Origin of the sequence: Listeria kieliensis (genome assembly GCF_003369925.1) — a bacterium.
Lineage (GTDB): Bacteria > Bacillota > Bacilli > Lactobacillales > Listeriaceae > Listeria > Listeria kieliensis_A.
The window spans coordinates 102,099-120,682 of sequence record NZ_LARY01000002.1 but is presented as its reverse complement, the minus strand read 5'-3'; the positions used below and the strand labels follow the sequence as shown (position 1 = coordinate 120,682).

Sequence of the window (18,584 nt, the reverse complement as noted above, 5' to 3'; positions counted from 1 at the left end):
TCGAAGCTTCGAGCGGCTTGTTTGTGATTAAATGTGTTTTTGCATTTCTTTGTGTTCGATGCCTGCGTCCATGAAAATATCTGAACACACTTCATAACCAAGTTTTTCATAAAAAGGAATCGCCGTCACTTGAGCGCCTAACTTAAGCTTACTCACACCTTGTGCTTTAGCTTCTGCTTCGATGGCTTCCATGATTTTTCTGCCAGATCCTTTTCCGCGCGCGGCTTTTTGGGCACAAATTCGTTCGACTTTCCCGTAGCCATTTAGAGTACGAAAACGGCCAGTTGCGAGTGGAGTTTGGTCCAGATCATAATCGACAAACATAACGGTTTCTGGATCTGTATCAAATTCATCCCATTCAAGTTCTGGATCAACATGCTGCTCTTTCACAAAGACGTCATTACGAATTTGAAGCGCATCTTGGCGCATTTGTTCAGTCGTTACTTTTTGTACGGTCATCAGATTGTTTCCTCCTCTAATCAGCTTTCCATACTTTCTAAGTCGAATGTATGGGCTGGAAGCATATATTTTAAACTGGGTTTTAAAAAGGGTTGCCAGTAAGTCCAGCGGTGTCCACCTTCAAATAAATGAAATTCCGATTCGAAGCCTTTTTCTTGAATCAAATTATGTAAGGCTTCATTTGGAGCTAAAAAGTTATCAATTGTATGGTTTGTAGTCTCAACTTCCGTTTCTTGATCCCCAATGATGTGAAAGATTTTGAGCATCCCTGGATTTGCTTGTTTTACAAGTTCCATCAAGTCATCGTTTACAAACGGCGAGTGGAGAACGGCATTTCCAAAGGTGTAAGGGTATTTGAGACAAGCTTTCAGGGAAACGCTCGCGCCGAGGGAATCTCCCATTAAAAAGCGGCTTCCGGCCATTTGAAAAGATGGAATCAAGTTTTCGAGAAAAGGAACAAGTTCATGCGCCAAAAAACGGATATAAGCTTCGTTTTGTTCACCATCTGGATGATATTTTTTTCTTCTGTCTTCCACTGTTTTATAAGGAAGAAAGGCAAAAATCGATTTTTGAATTTGCGCACTACCTGTCAGTTCGTCCACGAGTTTTGGAAGTTTACCGAACCGAATATAGTCTTTCCCGTCTTGAATGATGAAAAGCGGATATTTGTAAAGAGGCGAGTATTGCTTTGGCAAATAAATGATGACTTCCATTTCCTCGTTCAAATGTTTACTAAATAATTTTTCTTCAAGCATTTTTCCTTCAGCCATAAATCCATCTCCCCCTTTAAGATTTAGAATGGTTTCATTTTATCATGGATTGAATAAAAAAGAAGGCTATTTTGCTTATTTGAAATAAAGGGTTAGAAAATACAATGAATTTTGATAGTTTGATGTATTTAAAAAATAGGTTAAAAAAACTACTGAAACTGAAAAGAGGTTGTGCTATACTAGAACTTAAAAGAAACACAAGCCAATTTTTTAGAGAGAAAGTAGGGGACAGAATGCCGAAAGACATTGATTGGAAAAATTTAGGATTTAGTTACATCAAAACAGATAAGCGTTACATTTCCTATTTTAAAGACGGAAAATGGGACGAAGGAACACTTACAGAAGATAACGTACTCCACATTAGCGAAGGATCGACGGCGCTTCATTATGGCCAACAGTGTTTCGAAGGACTTAAAGCTTATCGTGCCAAAGACGGCTCGATCAATTTGTTCCGTCCCGATCAAAACGCATTACGCATGCAAAAAAGCTGTGAGCGGTTATTAATGCCGCAAGTTCCAACTGAGAAATTTATTGAAGCTTGTAAACAAGTTGTCGCAGCCAATGAAGATTATCTACCTCCTTATGGAACTGGTGGCACACTTTATCTGCGTCCCTTTGTTATCGGTGTAGGAGACAACGTTGGCGTCCAAGCTGCGGACGAATACATCTTCTCCATTTTTTGTACGCCAGTAGGCGCTTATTTTAAAGGTGGCTTACAACCTGCAAACTTTATCGTATCTGAATTTGACCGTGCGGCACCTCGTGGCACAGGCGCAGCGAAAGTCGGCGGAAATTATGCTTCAAGTTTACTTCCAGGTAAAGAAGCGAAAAAACGTGAATTTGCGGATGCCATTTATTTAGATCCTGCATCACATACGAAAATTGAAGAAGTCGGAGCGGCGAATTTCTTTGCAATTACAAAAGATGATCGCTTCATTACACCATTTTCTCCTTCCATTTTGCCAAGTATTACGAAGTATTCACTGCTTTATTTAGCGGAACACAGACTAGGGCTTGAAGTCGAAGAAGGAGATGTATATATCGACCAATTGGATGATTTTAAAGAAGCCGGAGCTTGTGGGACTGCGGCAGTTATTACCCCTATTGGTGGTATTCAAAATGGAGAGGACTTCCACGTGTTTTATAGTGAAACGGAAGTAGGACCTGTGACAAAAGAACTTTATGATGAACTTTGTGGCATTCAATTTGGTGAAAAACAAGCGCCAGAAGATTGGATCGTGAAAGTTAAATAGTGACGCTAAAACCATCACTCGAACTTCTAGAGTGATGGTTTTTTGGAATGAAAAAATCCGGGCAATCACTTTTAAATGGTTGCCCGGATTTTTCTAAGTTAATTTCCCATTTTAAAATCGGAACTGGTCAGTTCGAATTTTCCTTTGAGACCAGAAGTGATATAAACTTTCTTTTCTTTGCTAACAAAGATCGCTTCGACCCCTTTATGTTTTTCAATGAAAGAAAGCCCTTCGTCAATTCCTTTTGAAAAGGCAGCTGAGGAGAGTCCGTCACCAGTGATGGATTTTTTACTGATGATGGTGACACCTGCAATGTCGTTATCAAATGGATAACCAGTTTTAGGATCAAATAGATGGTGATATTTCTTTCCATCAACTTCTAAATAACGTTCGTAAATACCAGAAGTAACAATGGATTTATCAGTTTCAGGTAGTTTTCCAAGGATAGTATTTCGTGGTGAAAAGGGATCTTGGATACCGACGTTCCAATCTTTTCCTTTAGGATTTTTCCCTTCAAGTAAAATGTTTCCACCAAGATCAATGATAGCAGTCGAGACGCCATTTTCTTTGAAAACTTTTTTAACTTCATCGGCAATGAAGCCTTTGGCAATACCGCCAAGATCGAGCTCCATACCTTTTTTCTTTAAATAAACGGTTTTATTTTTGTCATTTAATTCTACATCTTTATAACCGATAAGAGGAAGGCGCGCATCAATTTCGCTTTGCGAAGGTTTGCGTGCGTCTGGGAAACCAATGTGCCAAAGTGATGTGATCGGACCGATTGTAATATCTTTTGTGCCACCAGTTTGAGCACTAAATTTAAGTCCCTCTTTAATGAGATAATAAATATCATCGTCGACTTTTACAGGCTTTACGCCGCTAGCTGCATTAATTTTATCAACTTCAGACGTGCGAGTATTTTCATCGTTCACATCAATTTTGTCTGCCAGGTCTTTTACGCGATCAAAACCCTTATCGAGTACTTTTTCTTTGCCTTTATCATAGATGGAAAGCGTGACAACTGTCCCCATTAAGAATTCTGTTTTTTTGTAAGGTGTTTCCAGGATAGTTGTGTTTTCTGCTTGCTTCGAGTCTTGAGTTTCACTTTTCCCGCAACCAGCAAGTGCGACGATAAGTGCAAGAAAAAGAAGCGCAATCCAATTTCTTTTTTTCATTCTGTCACCTCGAATTTCATTTATTCCGTTACTAAATGTATCCTTTTACTGAAGGGAAGTCAACAGGATTTGTTAACTTCTTCGCAAAATAGGAGATTTAAATAAAAAATAGAAAGAAAAAGAGAGCAGGGAAGCAGAAAGTGAAAAGCCAGCGAGGACATCGCTTGGATAGTGAACGCCAAGGTAAACACGCGAAAACATGATAAGGCCAATGAACAAAAAGGCTAAAATGCCGATCATCCATTTTTGCGATGATTTTTTCAAGAAAAACAAAATAAGGATGAGTGCAGTCAAGCCGTAAAAGGTGGTAGATCCGGCAGCATGTCCACTTGGAAAGCTGTAGCCAGATATGGAAATAACTTTATCAAGCGGGCGTGGACGTAGCTCAATGTGTTTCACAATTTGTGGCAAAACAAGTTCACCAAGTAGAAGGGTGATGCCAGCCCAAAGTGAAAAAAGCAAACCTCGCGTTTTCCATAAAAAAAGAAAAAGGAGCACGGAAAAGATGGTAAGTATCATTGTTCCGCCGAGATCAGTAAAAACTTTGAAAAATTCTACGAGCGGTTCTTTTAAATCGGAACGGATTAACTGATTTAAATTTTGGTCTAGTTGCATGAGCCAGGTTGCCTTTACAGAAACGCTTCTCCAGAAAAAAAGAAAGATAAGCGCAAAAACGGTTCCGCTAATGAGTAAAAGTGTATGGGAAGATTGTTTTTTTGAATTCAAAATCTAAAACACTCCTTTTAATAGGTGGAAAGCTCAAATTGTGAATCGGCAAGAAAAGCTTGAACCATGGGATTAATTAAAACATTCAACTCGAGTTCACGAGCTTCATTGTATGAGCTTAATTGAAGGAGCTCAAGATCGCAAAACCCTGGATGACAAAATAGCTCGGTACCTGAATAGTTTTGCTGCTTATTAAGGTGCTGAATAAAAGCTTCGGGTGAGATGAGCTCTGGATCTGGGAAAGCATTTTGGACATTTGGAATTCTTGGATCAGCACCTCGGAGGGGGATTCCTCGTTCTTCTGCTAGCGCTTTTGCAAGGTCAAAGAATCTTGGATCAAAGTGGACATCATGATGACTATCTAAATGAGTTGGCTTTTTGCCCAGTAGCTTTTCGAAGCGGTCTATTTGTGCTTGCCACTCTTTTAGCACTTCTGTTTCAGAAACGTCTGTTTTACGGAGTGTTAGTTGATCTAAGAAAGCACCATCTGGTTGTATCAGAGTTTTTGGCTTTGTAAGTGGAGAGCCTGCTGTTAAAGTTAGATGAACACCAATCCCGAGTTTAGGATACTTTTGAGCTTCAGTTCCAGCATATTCAGTTGCAGAAGCATTCATTAAAAGCGTTGTCGAAGTTAGAATCCCTTCGCTGTGGCTACGGAAAATCCCGTCTGTTATCGCCTTCGTATAACCAAGATCGTCTGCATTAATCACGAGCTTCATTTTTATAGCTCCTTTCAGTCAATTGCTTTTTCAAATTATAGCACATTAGACAAGAAAAAAGGATGAAAGAGAAAATCTCTTTCATCCTTGTGATGAGCCATGATGGGCTCGAACCATCGACCCTCTGATTAAAAGTCAGATGCTCTACCAACTGAGCTAATGGCTCATTAATGGCTGGGCTAGCTGGATTCGAACCAGCGCATGACGGAATCAAAATCCGTTGCCTTACCGCTTGGCTATAGCCCAATAAACTGGTGGAGGAGAGTGGATTCGAACCACTGAACCCGAAGGAGCGGATTTACAGTCCGCCGCGTTTAGCCACTTCGCTACTCCTCCTAAATAAAGTGCCGACTGCAGGAATTGAACCCGCAACCTACTGATTACGATTCAGTTGCTCTACCAGATTGAGCTAAGTCGGCATGTTATACCAAGTGAATCGTCACTTTATTATAGTATAACATTTTTTAAAATAATGCCAGTTTTTTCGAAGAAAAAAACTGGGCTTTGATGACCCGTACGGGATTCGAACCCGTGTTACCGCCGTGAAAGGGCGGTGTCTTAACCACTTGACCAACGGGCCAAACTTTGAAAAGAAATTTCACAGCCAAAAACTATTATATAAACTGTCGCGGCATTTGTAAATAGTTAAAATAAAGTTTTTTTTTTCTGAAAATAAGACCTCCTTAAAATAAAGATTATGTAAGGATTACCTTCGTCAAATTTCCGGTCGTAATGCTGTTAACATCAAGCTGTATTCGATTTGTAATAAAAAGTTGCACATATTGGTTGAGCCCTGTGCTATAATGTGTGATATTGTATAGCTTGTTGTACGAAATTCAAAAAAAGGTAGGGAATGAAATTGGCATCGCCTTTAAAAAGATTACTCATTGGGCGCCCGCTTAAAAGCTCAGAAGCAGGAGAACAAAAATTAGGGAAACTAAAAGCTTTAGCTGTGCTTTCATCAGATGCACTGTCTTCCATCGCATACGGAACAGAACAAATTTTGCTTGTTTTAGTTGCTGTGAGTGCAGCTGCAATGTGGTATTCGATTCCAATCGCACTTTGCGTATTGGTTCTTTTATTTGCATTAAATCTTTCTTATAAGCAAATCATTCATTCATATCCGCATGGTGGTGGAGCTTATGTAGTTTCACGAGAGAATCTCGGGAAAAATGCTGGGCTTATAGCTGGTGGTTCACTTCTTGTAGATTACATGCTTACGGTTGCGGTTAGTATTTCTTCAGGGACAGACGCCATTATTTCTGCTGTTCCATCCCTTTATCCGTTTGCCGTTCCACTTGCGGTGTTTCTCGTTATTGTTGTAACAATCATTAACCTACGAGGGATTACGGAGTCTGCTAGTATTTTAGCCATTCCGGTTTACCTCTTTGTTTTTTCTATTGTTGTACTCATTTTAACGGGAATTGTTAAGATTCTTTTAGGGATGGATGCAACACACGAAACGGCTTCAATTGGTACGCACGTGCAAGGTGTGACTTTGTTTCTATTATTAAGAGCGTTTGCATCTGGATCAGCCTCATTAACTGGAATTGAAGCGATTTCTAATGCCGTACCGCTATTTAAGAAACCGCAAGCTAAAAATGCTGCTAAAACACTGACGATTATGGCAACGATTCTAGGGTTCTTTTTCCTTGGAATTACTGTGCTTGCTTTCGTTTATGGCACCGTGCCAGAACTCAAAGTAACCGTTCTTTCGCAAATTGCAGAAAATGTTTTTGGCAGGAATTTCATGTTTTATTTTATTCAAGCAACGACTGCCCTAATTTTAGTACTCGCGGCTAACACGGGATTTTCTGCTTTTCCGCTTCTGGCATTTAACCTTGCAAAAGATAAATATATGCCACGTATGTATTTAGCAAGAGGGGATCGGCTTGGCTATTCAAACGGTATTATTACGCTTGCTGTCGGCTCGATTTTACTTATCATTTTATTCAAAGGAAAAACAGAATTACTTGTTCCGCTTTACTCTGTAGGGGTGTTTATCCCATTTACACTTTCACAAACAGGGATGATTATCAAATGGTGGAAAGAGCGTTCAGAAGGCTGGCATAAAAAGCTGGCTGCTAATTTGCTAGGGGCGATCATTTCTTTCACTGTACTCATCGTTTTATTCCTTACACGAATTGAATCGGTGTGGCCAGTTTTCGTTTTCTTGCCAATTATGATTTTTGTTTTTCATCGGACAAGAAGTCACTATATGAATTTAAAACGGCAACTTCGAGTGGATGAATCGATGGACATTGATGTTTCTGATTTTAAAGGAAATGTTGTGATTGTAGCCGTTTCTGATACTACAAAAGTCGTGGAAGGTGCACTAAAATATGCCAAATCAATTGGGGACACAGTTATCGCGGTTCATGTTTCGATTGATCGGGTGCAGGGAAAAGAATTCGTCGAGAGGTGGAATCGAATTCATCCTGAGGTCCGTGTTGCTCATCTTTATTCGACCTATCGTTCGATTTCTGAACCGCTGATGAAGTTTATCGATACAGCTAAACAAAAAGCGGATCACGATAACTATTCATTAACTGTGCTTATTCCTCAATTCATCCCTAAAAAAGGTTGGCAAAACTTGTTGCATAACCAAACGAGTTTAATGATCCGAACAAGGTTGATGATGCAGCGCGATGTTGTTGTTGCTACTTATCCGTATCATCTAAAGGAATGAATGCGAATTAAAACGGAGAACCTTTTTCTAATTCGCTTTTGGAATGAAGCAAGTTTAACAAAATCATTCAAACCTGTAAAAAAGGAGCTATTAGATTTTTACAACTAAAATTACTTTAAAAAACGCATTTTCCTAAAAAGAAAATGCGTTTTTTAAAACTCTTTTGTATATAAAAAAACAAATTTAGCATTAACCGAAATTTTTTATTTTTGAGTTGAAGCATGATAAAATGAGTGTATTATTAATAAATAGAAAATAGGTGGATGAATGATGTTGAAAGTAGGAATATTTGGAATTCCGTGGGTTTTTTCAAATCGCCGACAAGGAACCGCGTTAGCTCCTTTCGCGATTCGCTACACGGGCATTTTGGATCAACTCGCAAACTCAAGAATTGAGCTATCTGATTTTAAGAATTTGGATTTTTGCACGGAAGAAACGCTTTTTTTAAGTTCAGAATTGAAAGCGGTTACAAGTGAAATGTTAAATCAAATGGAGCCGCTTGATTGCATGCTTCAACAAGTAGACACTTCCCTTGTTCTTGCCGGAGATGAGTGGAATGCATTGTTACTTATTGGTGCTGCGCAAAAACAAAGTCCGGAAAGCGTCTATGTTATTCTCGATGCGCCAGGACAAACTGATTCTTTTGATTCTTATCTAGGCGTTTTAAAAAAACTTTTTGAGGGAAAACGCTTGGGTTTAAACAACTTGGAGTTAAAACCTTCACAAGTCTGCATTTTGAGTGCCAAACGAGAATTTGAAAGTGAAAAGACTTTTTTTGAGAAAGAGGGCATTCAGTATTTCGGCTTGACGGACATTGAAAATTTTGGCTTTAAAGCAGTTGTTTTGAAGGTGCTCGCTTGGGTTCAAGGAGGAAAATCGCAAGTTCATTTATTGTTGAGTGCGAGTGCGATAGATCCGATTTTTGTTCCGGGAGTGAATCAGGTAACGCCTGGTGGGCTGACTTATAGAGAAATTGCTTGTTTTATGCAAGTTATGGCGGAGGAGATTTCTTTTTCGTCAATCATGATTGCGGGATTAAACCCACTTCGAGATGAAGGAAATAAATCTGCAAAATTCATGGCCAGATTGCTTGAAATTTATTTTCAAGCACGAACTTTAGTAGATGAAAACAGGTTGAAAATTTAAAATGAGTTGAAATGATAAAACTGAGACAAGAAATCAGATAAATTCCATCTTGAATTCATTAAACTTGACAATTTTGTGAACTTGAAAAAACGCCTTGAAATTGGCGGCTGCGAGTCGTATACTTATATTAAGAGACAAGTTCATGAAGGAATTTGAAGTTATTTGGAAGGTGAGGAGTACGCGAGATGTCAAATCTGGATATTCGTTATTATGTTGTACCCATGATTGTTATTTTCATACTTGGCATTGCTGGAATGAACGGAATGACTTTCCCAGTACTTGATTTTCTCACAATCGTGCTTGTTGCTTGCATTTCTGGTGGTGTGGTTGGTGCACTGCATCAGCTATTTTGGTTTGGTATGAGTTTTACTACAGAATATAAGAAAAAAAGAGCTCCTAAAAAAGATTTAAAAACCCAATATCATGAAATTTAACAGGTAAAAACATCCTCCAATTTTTAAGAGGGTGTTTTTTTATATTTCTTGGGAAACCTTCTTAAAAAGGCCTTAATAAAAAAAGCAAAATCTTCTTCATTTCTCATGTGATATTAATCGTTGTTAGAAAGCTTTTATGGTACAATAATAAAAGTGAATCTGTCCGAATGGTGTCGGATAGTTTGTAATTATCTAGGCAAGTTTGCCTAAAAAAGACGGAGGCGAAAAGATGAGCTTTTCAAACATTTCAATTCTACATTATCTTGCAAACATCATAGACATTCTTGTTGTTTGGTTTGTAATCTATAAGCTGATCATGCTCATCCGCGGAACAAAAGCTGTTCAACTTTTAAAAGGAATTTTCATTATTATCGCGGTAAAAGTCATCAGTAGCTTCCTCGGTCTTCAAACAGTTGAGTGGATTACGGATCAAGCGTTAACATGGGGATTTTTGGCGATTATTATTATTTTCCAACCTGAGTTGCGACGAGCTCTTGAAACACTTGGACGGGGAAATATTTTTATGCGGATTGGTTCGCGAATTGAAAAAGAGCAGCACCAAATTGTGGATGCGATTATTGATTCAACCAAGTATATGTCAAAAAGGCGGATTGGTGCACTTATTTCAATCGCCAAAGACACGGGGATGGAAGACTACATTGAAACAGGGATTCCCCTTCATGCCCACATCTCTTCACAATTGCTAATCAATATTTTTATCCCGAATACGCCGCTTCATGATGGGGCTGTTATTATTAAGGGAAATGAAATTGCTTCGGCAGCAAGTTACTTACCTCTTTCGGATAGCCCATACTTATCTAAGGAACTTGGAACGAGGCACCGGGCAGCGCTTGGGATTAGTGAAGTTACAGATAGTTTAACCGTTGTTGTTTCAGAAGAAACGGGCGGAATTTCTGTCACAAAGAGTGGCGAGCTGTTTCGAGATGTGTCAGAAGAACGTTTAAAAGAGATTCTTGAAAAAGAGCTTGTTAAATTACCAGAGAAAAAGACAACCTTCTTTTCTAAGTGGCTAGGAGGCGGTAAAAAATGATGGATCGAATTTTAAATAACAAATGGTCGATTCGCATTGTTGCCCTTGTGTTAGCAGCCATTTTGTTTACTTCCGTAAGTACGGATAATAAAAATAGCGGTGGAACCTTTCAAACCACTACCCAAAATGATACAGAGGTTATCCAAAATGTTCCGGTGGAAGTTTACTATGACAAAAAGAATCTTTATGTTTCAGGACTTCCAGAAACCGTATCGGTGACGATTAGTGGACCGAGAAGTATTGTGCAAAATACAAAAGCGCAACAGGATTTCAAAGTATATGCAGATTTGCGAAATGCTTCAATTGGTGAAAAAAATGTAAAACTGCAAATCAAAAATCTTTCCAATCGCTTGAAAGCTACAATCAGCCCGCAAACGGCGAAAGTGAATGTACAAGAAAAAGTCACGAAGAAGTTCTCGGTTGATGCTGAACTAAGTAGCAATGCAGTTGCGCGAGGTTACAAAGCTGGGAATATTAAAATCAGCCCAGGCAAGGTTTCTGTCACTGGCGCGAAAGACACAGTGGAAGAAATTGCATATGTTAAAGCGAATATCAATGATAACAAGAAACATAAGGAGGACTTTGAGTCCGAAGCGACTGTTTCGGCGTTTGATCGAAACTTAAATAAATTAGATGTCGAAATCAGCCCACAAAAAGTGAAAGTAAAGGTACCGGTAAAAAAGGTGGGGAAGTCCGTTCCGCTTAAATTAAAAGCGGAGGGCAACTTGCCAGATAATATTTCCATTCAAAGTATGACAGCGGATCAAGATGAAGTGGTGGTTATTGGTGATGATGCTGCACTGAAAAATGTTGATCAAATCACTGTCAATGTTCCAGTTGCTAATTTAACTGCGGATACAGTAAAAGAAGTTACAATTCCAGTTCCGAATGGAGCTGAAGCAGTGCAACCTTCTTCTATTGAAGTGAGGATTAAGACAACAAAAAAGTCTAGTAGCAGTGGGGAGTCTTCAGACAAAAGTAGTGGCGAGAGGAACGAAGACAATAACACAAGCAATGATACAAGCGAACAAAATAATGCTGGTCAAGAAATTGGCCAAGAGGATACAGAGTCTTCTAAGACTTTATCAGGGCATAATATTTCTGCGCAATCTTTGCCATCAAATTTAACAGCGACTTTAGTTTCACCAGCAAATGGTAAAGTTAACCTGACGCTACATGGAAAAAGTAGTTTGCTAAATGATCTTAATCCTTCCAGTGTAAGTGTGATGGCAAATTTAGCTAATGCAACAGTGGGACGCTACAGTGCTAGAATTGAAGTTGGTGGACTTCCAAGAGGAGTTACTTATTCATTATCTACAAGTACGGCTATTTTTACTATTGAAGAAAAAAGTGACGAGTAATGTGTAAAAGCAAGCCAAATGCAGTCTTTGAAAGCGATATTTTAGACTTTAGGTGAATTTTTCTTATAAAAAAGGTATAATGTAATCTGCAGTGAATTTTGCTAGTTAAGAGAAAGAATAAATTTGCTTGATTTTAAGCAGTAGAAAATTGGATTTTAATGTTTCTTTGAATAGAAGGAGAGAATTAATAATGGGTAAATATTTTGGAACAGACGGAGTTCGTGGAGTTGCTAATGAAGAATTGTCACCTGAACTAGCTTTCCGATTGGGACGCATGGGTGGCTATGTGTTAACAAGGCACGTGGGAGAACATCCTCGAGTACTTGTTGCACGTGACACGCGTATATCGGGGGAAATGCTTGAATCGGCGCTTATTTCTGGACTCGTTTCTGTTGGAATAGAAGTTATGCGACTTGGCGTGATTTCAACACCGGGCGTAGCTTACTTAACGACAGCGCAAGGCGCCTCAGCAAGTGTAATGATTTCTGCTTCACATAATCCAGTACAAGACAATGGAATTAAATTTTTCGGATCTGATGGTTTTAAACTTTCGGATGATCAAGAGCTTGAAATCGAAGCATTGTTAGAGCAAGAAACGGACGATTTGCCTCGCCCAAGCGCTGAGGGACTTGGAACTGTAAGTGACTATTTTGAAGGTAAACAAAAATATTTACAGTTCTTAAAACAAACGGTTGATCAAAGTTTTGACGGCTTGCTAGTGGCGCTTGATTGTGCAAATGGAGCTACGTCTAGTCTAGCAACTCACTTGTTTGCAGATCTAGAAGCGGATACAGTTTCAATGGGGGCTTCGCCTGATGGTTTAAACATTAATGATGGCGTGGGTTCAACTCATCCTGAAGCGCTAGCAGCTTTCTTGAAAGAAAAAGAGGCAGATGTCGGACTTGCTTTTGATGGCGACGGGGACCGTGTAATTGCAGTTGATGAAAATGGAACCATTGTGGATGGAGATAAAATCATGTTCATCTGCGCGAAATATTTAAATGAACAAGGGTTATTAAAACAAAGTACTGTCGTTTCGACCGTGATGAGTAATCTAGGCTTTTATAAAGGCCTAGAAGAGCTTCAAATTCATGATGTTCAAACAGCTGTTGGAGACCGTTACGTGGTTGAAGCTATGCGAAATGGTAACTATAATCTTGGTGGCGAACAATCTGGACATATTGTTTTCCTTGACCATAATACAACAGGTGATGGGTTACTTTCTGGAATTCAGTTGATTAACGTGATGAAAGCAACTGGTAAAAAGCTTTCTGAACTTGCTAGTGAGATGCAAACTTATCCGCAAAAACTCGTGAACATTCGTGTAACAGATAAGCATGCTGTAACAGATAACCCGAAAGTTCATGCTGCGATCGAGGTAGTTGAAATGGAAATGGCCGGAAATGGCCGTGTGCTTGTTCGTCCTTCTGGGACTGAACCGCTTGTGCGTGTTATGGTAGAAGCTAAAACAGCAGAGGAAACAGAAAGGTACTGCAACCAAATTGCAACTGTTGTGCAAGAAGAAATGGGTTTAGATAAATAAAATTTAACCAAAGTCCCGTTATCGCGTTTTCGGTAGCGGGATTTTTATTTAGAAGGGATTTGAAAAAATGATAGAGCGAGCTCGAAAAATAAGCGCGAGTGTTATTTTTATGCTTGGCTTTACACAGTTTCACAGCTTTTTGAGTGCGGTTTATAGTTATTTTAAAGAAGAGTATTCGTTCGTATGGAATCAGTGGGTAACGGGTCTTTTTGTGATTTTACTTTTTGGATCTGGCTTTTTACTTTTAAAGAAAAATCCCGTTCGAATTCCTGCCCTTGTAGTCTTGCTCGCGTTCGCACTTTTCCATGGGCTATCAACCTATTTTTACCAATTTAAATTGTTGGAAAATTTTGGGGGTGATGACTTTCCATTTGAATATACCGGCGTCACTTTAATGGCTATTTCAATTCTTTTATTTGTATTTTTATTATTTATCCGAGGTGATACATCAACGAGTGTTGACGTACAAGTGGAAAAGTGGAAGACGAAATGGCGCATTTCAGGTATAGTGACTGCATTTCTTGCTGCAAGTCTCGCCATTTGGGCACTAGTCTCACTCATCCTTGAATATAATCGGCCGTCAAAGGATAGCGCTACTTTCAGCTTTAATACAAATTTCGATATGATTATCGCAAGCTTAAGTGCTGTTTTACTTTTAGTGGCAGCAATTCTCACTTTCAAAAAAGGCTCTTATCTTCTGGCAGGAATCGTTTTGGGAATTGGTTTTATTTACTTGATGAATTATGTCTGGTTTGACGAATGGATGCGCTATGCGGCTAAAAATGGTTTGAAACTGGCTGAGGGAGAAAATCGTATTTTTGGTATCTATTTATTAATTGCTTTATTTGCCACACTTTCAGGTGTATTTCAATTAGTTGGAAAAAAAAGAGCATAATGCTAGCTGGCATTATGCTCTTTTTTGTATAGACCAATTTTATTAGGATGACTAATTGTAGGGCTTGACGACATATACATTTTATTGTAAACTTAGGGAAGTTTCCTTGAATACTGAAAAAGGAGGATCGTTAACAAGTAAATAAAAGCGCCAGAACTGATTGCAGTCTATAAATAAGCAGGTGAAATTCCAGCTTATCTGAAATCAGTTGACGAGGAGGAGATTAATCGAGAATTCGGCGGGAGTCTCCCGGCTGTGCATGCAGTCGTTATGCTTTAGCTACAAACCAATCAGGTGACTGGTTGAACAGAGCGCTAAAGAACATGCGAAATACCCTCCAAGGAAACGTGAAAAATAAAGGCAGTAAGGAAATTGGATTCGTCTGTCTTAAATTAATTGGAGGCTTTTTGTTATGTGTGGAATTGTTGGATATATCGGAAGAAATAATGCGAAAGAAATTTTACTAAATGGACTTGAAAAATTAGAATATCGTGGTTATGATTCGGCGGGCATCGCCTTACTAGATCATGAACAATTGACGGTGATTAAAGAAAAAGGACGGATTGCTGACTTGCGCAAAAAAGTGGGAAGTGAAGCTTTTGGTGAAGTTGGAATTGGTCACACGCGCTGGGCAACTCACGGCAAACCAAGTGAAGAAAATGCTCACCCACATCAAAGTGCAACGGGACGTTTTGTGATTGTGCACAACGGAGTTATCGAAAACTATGCTTCTCTCAAAGAAACTTACTTAGAGGGTGCTCAGTTTAAAAGCGATACAGATACAGAAGTTATCGTTCAACTGATTGAAAAATTTGCGCAAGAGGGTATGAAAACGAGTGAAGCTATGCGTAAAACTTTACAACTGCTTCATGGTTCTTATGCAATTTGTGTGATCGACAAAACGCAGCCAGATACACTTTTTGCAGCTAAAAATAAAAGTCCGCTTTTAATTGGCGTAGGTACTGGGTTTAATGTTATTGCAAGTGATGCAATGGCTGTATTAAAAGAAACAAGTGAATTTATTGAAATTGCAGATGAAGAACTTGTTATTTTGAGCCGGGATCAAATTAAAATTGAAACACTTGATGGTGAAGAAGTGGAACGCGCTCCATTTACAGCAACTATTGATGCTTCTGACATCGAAAAAGGAACTTATCCGCATTATATGTTAAAAGAAATCGATGAACAGCCAGCTGTGATGCGCCGTATCATCCAGTCTTATCAAAATGAAGAGGGAGACATTTCTGTTGATCAAGCTGTACTTGACGAAATTCTTGCTTCCGATCGTATTTATATTATCGCTTGTGGAACAAGTAGCCACGCGGGGTATGTCGGTAAGGTATTAATCGAGCGGTTGGCTAAAATTCCAGTGGAAGTTCATATTTCTAGTGAATTTGGTTATAATATGCCGCTACTTTCTGAAAAACCGTTATTCTTGTTTATCACGCAAAGTGGGGAAACGGCGGATAGTCGCCAAGTGTTAGTGAAGGTGAAAGAAATGGGGCACCGTACGCTTACGCTTACGAATGTACCGGGATCAACGCTTGACCGAGAAGCAGACCAAGCCATGTATCTCTATGCTGGTCCTGAAATTGCGGTAGCCTCAACGAAAGCTTATACAGCGCAAGTGGCCGTGTTAAGCATTTTAGCGGTAGCAGCAGGGCGCGCTCGCGGAAACGAAGCAGCCAACCAATTTGATATTGTATCAGAGCTTGGAATTGCAGCAACAGCCATGGAAGCTATGGTTTCGAGTAAAGAACTTGTGGAGCATATTGCTGGCGAGTTTTTAGCGACAACACGCAATGCTTTCTTCATAGGTCGGAGTGTTGACTATTTTGTAGCAATGGAAGCGGCACTTAAGCTAAAAGAAATTTCCTATATTCAAACAGAAGGGTTTGCAAGCGGTGAGTTGAAACATGGAACGATCGCGCTTATTGAAGATGAAACGCCTGTTTTTGCGCTCATTACGCAAGAAAATATCAATTGGAATATTCGCGGAAATGTCAATGAAGTTTTAGCACGTGGGGCGAATGCTTGTGTATTTGCGATGGAAGGCTTAGAACAACCTGGAGATCAGCTTATTTTGCCGCATGTGCACGAACTTTTAACGCCGCTTGTTAGCGTTATTCCTTGTCAGCTACTAGCCTATTATGCAGCACTTCACCGGGATTGTGATGTGGATAAACCACGGAACTTGGCGAAAAGTGTAACCGTTGAATAAATAAAAAAACAAGCTCACGGATGATTATCTATCCGTGAGCTTGTTTTTTATTCTTCAGTCAGTGCTTCAATTTCCACGCTTAGCGTTTCCCAATCTTCCATTAGTGCTTCAGCTACTTGTTTTATGCTATCCAGCTCTTCTGTAATTTGAAGCGTTTTTTCATGATCGTTAAAGACGTCAGGTTGCGTTAAAAGTTGTTCAAGTTCTGCAATTTTACCATCGGCATCTTCCATTGCGGTTTCAATTTCTTCAAGTTTTCTTGTTTTTTGACGGAACAATTTTTGATTTTCTTTGCTTTTTTGATAGGATTCTTTACTTCCAGAAATACTTTTTTCTTCAATTTGCCCCGCTTGAAGTTTCTCTTCGAATTCAAGTTGAGCGATTTCTTTTTCATAAGCTAGTTTTTCAAGATAGTAGTCGTAATCACCAAGGTAAACGCGAGCGCCTTCTGAACTAAGTTCAACAACTTTAGAAGCTACTCGGTTGATAAAGTAGCGGTCATGCGAAACGAAGAGAATCGTTCCCGCGAAGTCAATTAAAGCTGCTTCAAGCACCTCTTTACTATCAATATCAAGGTGGTTGGTCGGTTCATCTAGAATCAGCACATTGGCTCCTAACAGCGTGAGCTTGGCAAGGGCAAGTCGCGCTTTTTCTCCACCACTCAATGTTGATACAAGTTTTAAGACATCATCTTCAGAAAAAAGGAAATTACCAAGCGTTGTTCGAATGGTTTTTTCATCTAACTCTGGATAGTCATCCCAAAGTTCAAGAAGTACGGTTTTGTTTGAAGAAAGTTTTGCTTGTTCTTGGTCGTAGTAACCGATTTTTACACCAGTCCCGAATCGGAAACTTCCGCTTAACGGGGATAGCTCTTGAATTAGTGTTTTAAGCAGTGTTGATTTTCCAACCCCGTTTGGTCCAACAAGAGCAATGCTGTCTTGGCGTTTGATTTCAAATGTTAAGTTTTTCGAAACGGTTTTTTCTTTTTCATAGCCAATTGAAAGATCTTCAACAAACAAAACATCGTTTCCCGAAGCCCGTTCAAATTGGAAACCGAAGTGAGCCGCTTTTTCTGCTCCATCGGGCCGGTCAAGACGTTCGATTTTTTCAAGCTTTTTGCGACGACTCTGAGCGCGTTTAGTGGTTGAAGCGCGAACCAAATTACGGGCAACGAAATCCTCCAGTTTTCCAATTTCAGTTTGTTGTTTTTCAAACTCTTTCCATTCTCGTTCTAGTTTTTCTTGCTTTAAGATTAAGTAACGGCTGTAGTTCCCAGGATAATGCTGCGTTTTAGTACGGCTGATTTCATAGACTTGGCTCACTACTTTGTCGAGAAAATAGCGGTCATGTGAGACGATCAAAAGCGCACCCGAGTAGTTTTGTAAGTAATTTTCAAGCCAAGCAAGCGTTTCGATATCAAGGTGGTTAGTCGGTTCATCAAGAATCAGCAAGTCTTCCTTCGATAAAAGTAATTTGGCGAGCGCGAGCCGAGTTTTCTGCCCACCGCTCAGTGAAGAGACGAGCTTATCATAGTCTTCTTGATAAAATTTAAAGCCATTCAAGATTGAGCGAATTTCCGCTTCGTACGTGTAACCGCCACGTTCTTTAAAAAGGTGTTGCAAGTTATCATATGTTTCAAGAGCTTGTCTTGAAGACTCAGGATCTTCATATAAACTTGCATCCGCAAGTCGCTGCTCCATCGCACGAATTTCTTTTTCAAGTTCAATTAAGTCATCAAACACAGCAAGCATTTCATTCCAAATGGTTTTGCTAGATTCAAGTCCTGTATTTTGTGCCAAGTAGCCAATCTGAACATTTTTTGGATGCGAAATGGTTCCTGCATCATAACCAATTTGTCCAGCAAGTATTTTTAGAAGTGTTGACTTTCCTGCACCGTTTCGGCCGACAAGCGCGATCCGATCGTTCGTTTTCACTTCGAGTTTAATATTTTCTAAAATGACTTCTGCACCGAAGTATTTTGCAATTTGTTGTGCTTGTAATAGAATCATTTTTCTCTCTCCCATCTCTCTATTAGTTTAGCTTAAAGCAGTATTTCATGCAATCACATAAAAAAATATGTGAAAAAGTTAGCTTTATTTGTGATTTTACGGTAAAATAAAACAGAAGAATCTTTTAAATTAA

The 18,584-nt window shown here is 39.3% G+C and carries 15 protein-coding genes and 5 tRNA genes; 9 read left to right on the top strand and 11 right to left on the bottom strand.

Features of this window, described 5'->3' with window-relative positions:
• Nucleotides 1-27: 27 nt before the first annotated feature.
• Both UR08_RS06400 and UR08_RS06395 read right to left on the bottom strand, forming a co-directional pair.
• On the bottom strand, nt 28-459 hold the full coding sequence (locus UR08_RS06400; protein ID WP_115752845.1) for a GNAT family N-acetyltransferase: 432 nt from the start codon (nt 457-459) through the stop codon (nt 28-30).
• Nucleotides 460-479: 20 nt separating this feature from the next.
• Entirely contained in the window at nt 480-1,229 is a 750-nt protein-coding gene (locus tag UR08_RS06395; protein ID WP_115752844.1) for an alpha/beta hydrolase, read from the bottom strand.
• 233 nt (nt 1,230-1,462) lie between these two features.
• Here UR08_RS06395 and UR08_RS06390 point away from each other — a divergent pair, with 233 nt between their 5' ends.
• Entirely contained in the window at nt 1,463-2,482 is a 1,020-nt protein-coding gene (locus UR08_RS06390) for a branched-chain amino acid aminotransferase (RefSeq protein WP_115752843.1), read from the top strand.
• Between the two features lie 98 nt (nt 2,483-2,580).
• Here UR08_RS06390 and UR08_RS06385 read toward each other — a convergent pair whose 3' ends face one another.
• From UR08_RS06385 to UR08_RS06350, 8 genes are all read right to left on the bottom strand, one after another.
• Entirely contained in the window at nt 2,581-3,657 is a 1,077-nt protein-coding gene (locus UR08_RS06385; protein WP_115752842.1) for an FAD:protein FMN transferase, read from the bottom strand.
• 72 nt (nt 3,658-3,729) lie between these two features.
• Entirely contained in the window at nt 3,730-4,383 is a 654-nt protein-coding gene (locus UR08_RS06380) for a phosphatase PAP2 family protein (protein ID WP_115752841.1), read from the bottom strand.
• A gap of 17 nt (nt 4,384-4,400) precedes the next feature.
• Nucleotides 4,401-5,102 (bottom strand): ChbG/HpnK family deacetylase, encoded by a 702-nt coding sequence (locus tag UR08_RS06375; protein ID WP_115752840.1) that lies wholly within the window; start codon nt 5,100-5,102, stop codon nt 4,401-4,403.
• 93 nt (nt 5,103-5,195) lie between these two features.
• Nucleotides 5,196-5,268: transfer RNA gene (locus UR08_RS06370), tRNA-Lys, on the bottom strand.
• Between the two features lie 5 nt (nt 5,269-5,273).
• Nucleotides 5,274-5,348, bottom strand: a tRNA-Gln gene (locus UR08_RS06365).
• Between the two features lie 6 nt (nt 5,349-5,354).
• Nucleotides 5,355-5,438: transfer RNA gene (locus UR08_RS06360), tRNA-Tyr, on the bottom strand.
• A 9-nt stretch (nt 5,439-5,447) separates the two neighbouring features.
• Nucleotides 5,448-5,521 (bottom strand) — tRNA-Thr (locus UR08_RS06355).
• 89 nt (nt 5,522-5,610) lie between these two features.
• Nucleotides 5,611-5,682: transfer RNA gene (locus UR08_RS06350), tRNA-Glu, on the bottom strand.
• Nucleotides 5,683-5,961: 279 nt separating this feature from the next.
• On the opposite strand from UR08_RS06350, the gene UR08_RS06345 reads away from it, so the two are divergent.
• The 8 genes from UR08_RS06345 to glmS all read left to right on the top strand — a co-directional run bounded on the left by UR08_RS06345 (nt 5,962) and on the right by glmS (nt 16,442).
• The gene (locus UR08_RS06345; protein WP_115753737.1) at nt 5,962-7,791 is read left to right on the top strand and encodes an APC family permease; all 1,830 of its coding nucleotides are present in this window, start codon (nt 5,962-5,964) and stop codon (nt 7,789-7,791) included.
• A gap of 267 nt (nt 7,792-8,058) precedes the next feature.
• Entirely contained in the window at nt 8,059-8,937 is an 879-nt protein-coding gene (locus UR08_RS06340) for an arginase family protein (protein WP_115752839.1), read from the top strand.
• A gap of 185 nt (nt 8,938-9,122) precedes the next feature.
• Nucleotides 9,123-9,371 (top strand): hypothetical protein, encoded by a 249-nt coding sequence (locus UR08_RS06335; protein ID WP_115752838.1) that lies wholly within the window; start codon nt 9,123-9,125, stop codon nt 9,369-9,371.
• A gap of 229 nt (nt 9,372-9,600) precedes the next feature.
• A complete protein-coding gene (cdaA, locus tag UR08_RS06330) occupies nt 9,601-10,422 on the top strand; it encodes a diadenylate cyclase CdaA (RefSeq protein WP_115752837.1) in 822 nt (273 codons plus the stop codon).
• Nucleotides 10,419-11,783: a CdaR family protein gene (locus tag UR08_RS06325; protein ID WP_115752836.1), complete on the top strand. Its 1,365-nt coding sequence runs from the start codon at nt 10,419-10,421 to the stop codon at nt 11,781-11,783. Before cdaA ends, UR08_RS06325 begins: the two co-directional genes overlap by 4 nt.
• A gap of 190 nt (nt 11,784-11,973) precedes the next feature.
• On the top strand, nt 11,974-13,326 hold the full coding sequence (gene glmM / locus UR08_RS06320; protein WP_115752835.1) for a phosphoglucosamine mutase: 1,353 nt from the start codon (nt 11,974-11,976) through the stop codon (nt 13,324-13,326).
• Between the two features lie 67 nt (nt 13,327-13,393).
• Nucleotides 13,394-14,221, top strand: a complete 828-nt coding sequence (locus tag UR08_RS06315) for a hypothetical protein (RefSeq protein WP_115752834.1) — start codon at nt 13,394-13,396, stop codon at nt 14,219-14,221.
• Nucleotides 14,222-14,633: 412 nt separating this feature from the next.
• The gene (gene glmS, locus UR08_RS06310) at nt 14,634-16,442 is read left to right on the top strand and encodes a glutamine--fructose-6-phosphate transaminase (isomerizing) (RefSeq protein WP_115752833.1); all 1,809 of its coding nucleotides are present in this window, start codon (nt 14,634-14,636) and stop codon (nt 16,440-16,442) included.
• 47 nt (nt 16,443-16,489) lie between these two features.
• Here glmS and UR08_RS06305 read toward each other — a convergent pair whose 3' ends face one another.
• A complete protein-coding gene (locus UR08_RS06305; RefSeq protein ID WP_115752832.1) occupies nt 16,490-18,451 on the bottom strand; it encodes an ABC-F family ATP-binding cassette domain-containing protein in 1,962 nt (653 codons plus the stop codon).
• Between the last annotated feature and the right edge of the window lie 133 nt (nt 18,452-18,584).

Coding starts and splice junctions, on each gene's coding strand:
- glmS (WP_115752833.1), top strand. CDS start 14,634: ATGTGTGGAATTGTTGGATATATCGGAAGAAATAATGCGAAAGAAATT.
- UR08_RS06395 (WP_115752844.1), bottom strand. CDS start 1,229: ATGGCTGAAGGAAAAATGCTTGAAGAAAAATTATTTAGTAAACATTTG.
- UR08_RS06390 (WP_115752843.1), top strand. CDS start 1,463: ATGCCGAAAGACATTGATTGGAAAAATTTAGGATTTAGTTACATCAAA.
- glmM (WP_115752835.1), top strand. CDS start 11,974: ATGGGTAAATATTTTGGAACAGACGGAGTTCGTGGAGTTGCTAATGAA.
- UR08_RS06400 (WP_115752845.1), bottom strand. CDS start 459: ATGACCGTACAAAAAGTAACGACTGAACAAATGCGCCAAGATGCGCTT.
- UR08_RS06375 (WP_115752840.1), bottom strand. CDS start 5,102: ATGAAGCTCGTGATTAATGCAGACGATCTTGGTTATACGAAGGCGATA.
- cdaA (WP_115752837.1), top strand. CDS start 9,601: ATGAGCTTTTCAAACATTTCAATTCTACATTATCTTGCAAACATCATA.
- UR08_RS06305 (WP_115752832.1), bottom strand. CDS start 18,451: ATGATTCTATTACAAGCACAACAAATTGCAAAATACTTCGGTGCAGAA.
- UR08_RS06325 (WP_115752836.1), top strand. CDS start 10,419: ATGATGGATCGAATTTTAAATAACAAATGGTCGATTCGCATTGTTGCC.
- UR08_RS06340 (WP_115752839.1), top strand. CDS start 8,059: ATGATGTTGAAAGTAGGAATATTTGGAATTCCGTGGGTTTTTTCAAAT.
- UR08_RS06385 (WP_115752842.1), bottom strand. CDS start 3,657: ATGAAAAAAAGAAATTGGATTGCGCTTCTTTTTCTTGCACTTATCGTC.
- UR08_RS06315 (WP_115752834.1), top strand. CDS start 13,394: ATGATAGAGCGAGCTCGAAAAATAAGCGCGAGTGTTATTTTTATGCTT.
- UR08_RS06335 (WP_115752838.1), top strand. CDS start 9,123: ATGTCAAATCTGGATATTCGTTATTATGTTGTACCCATGATTGTTATT.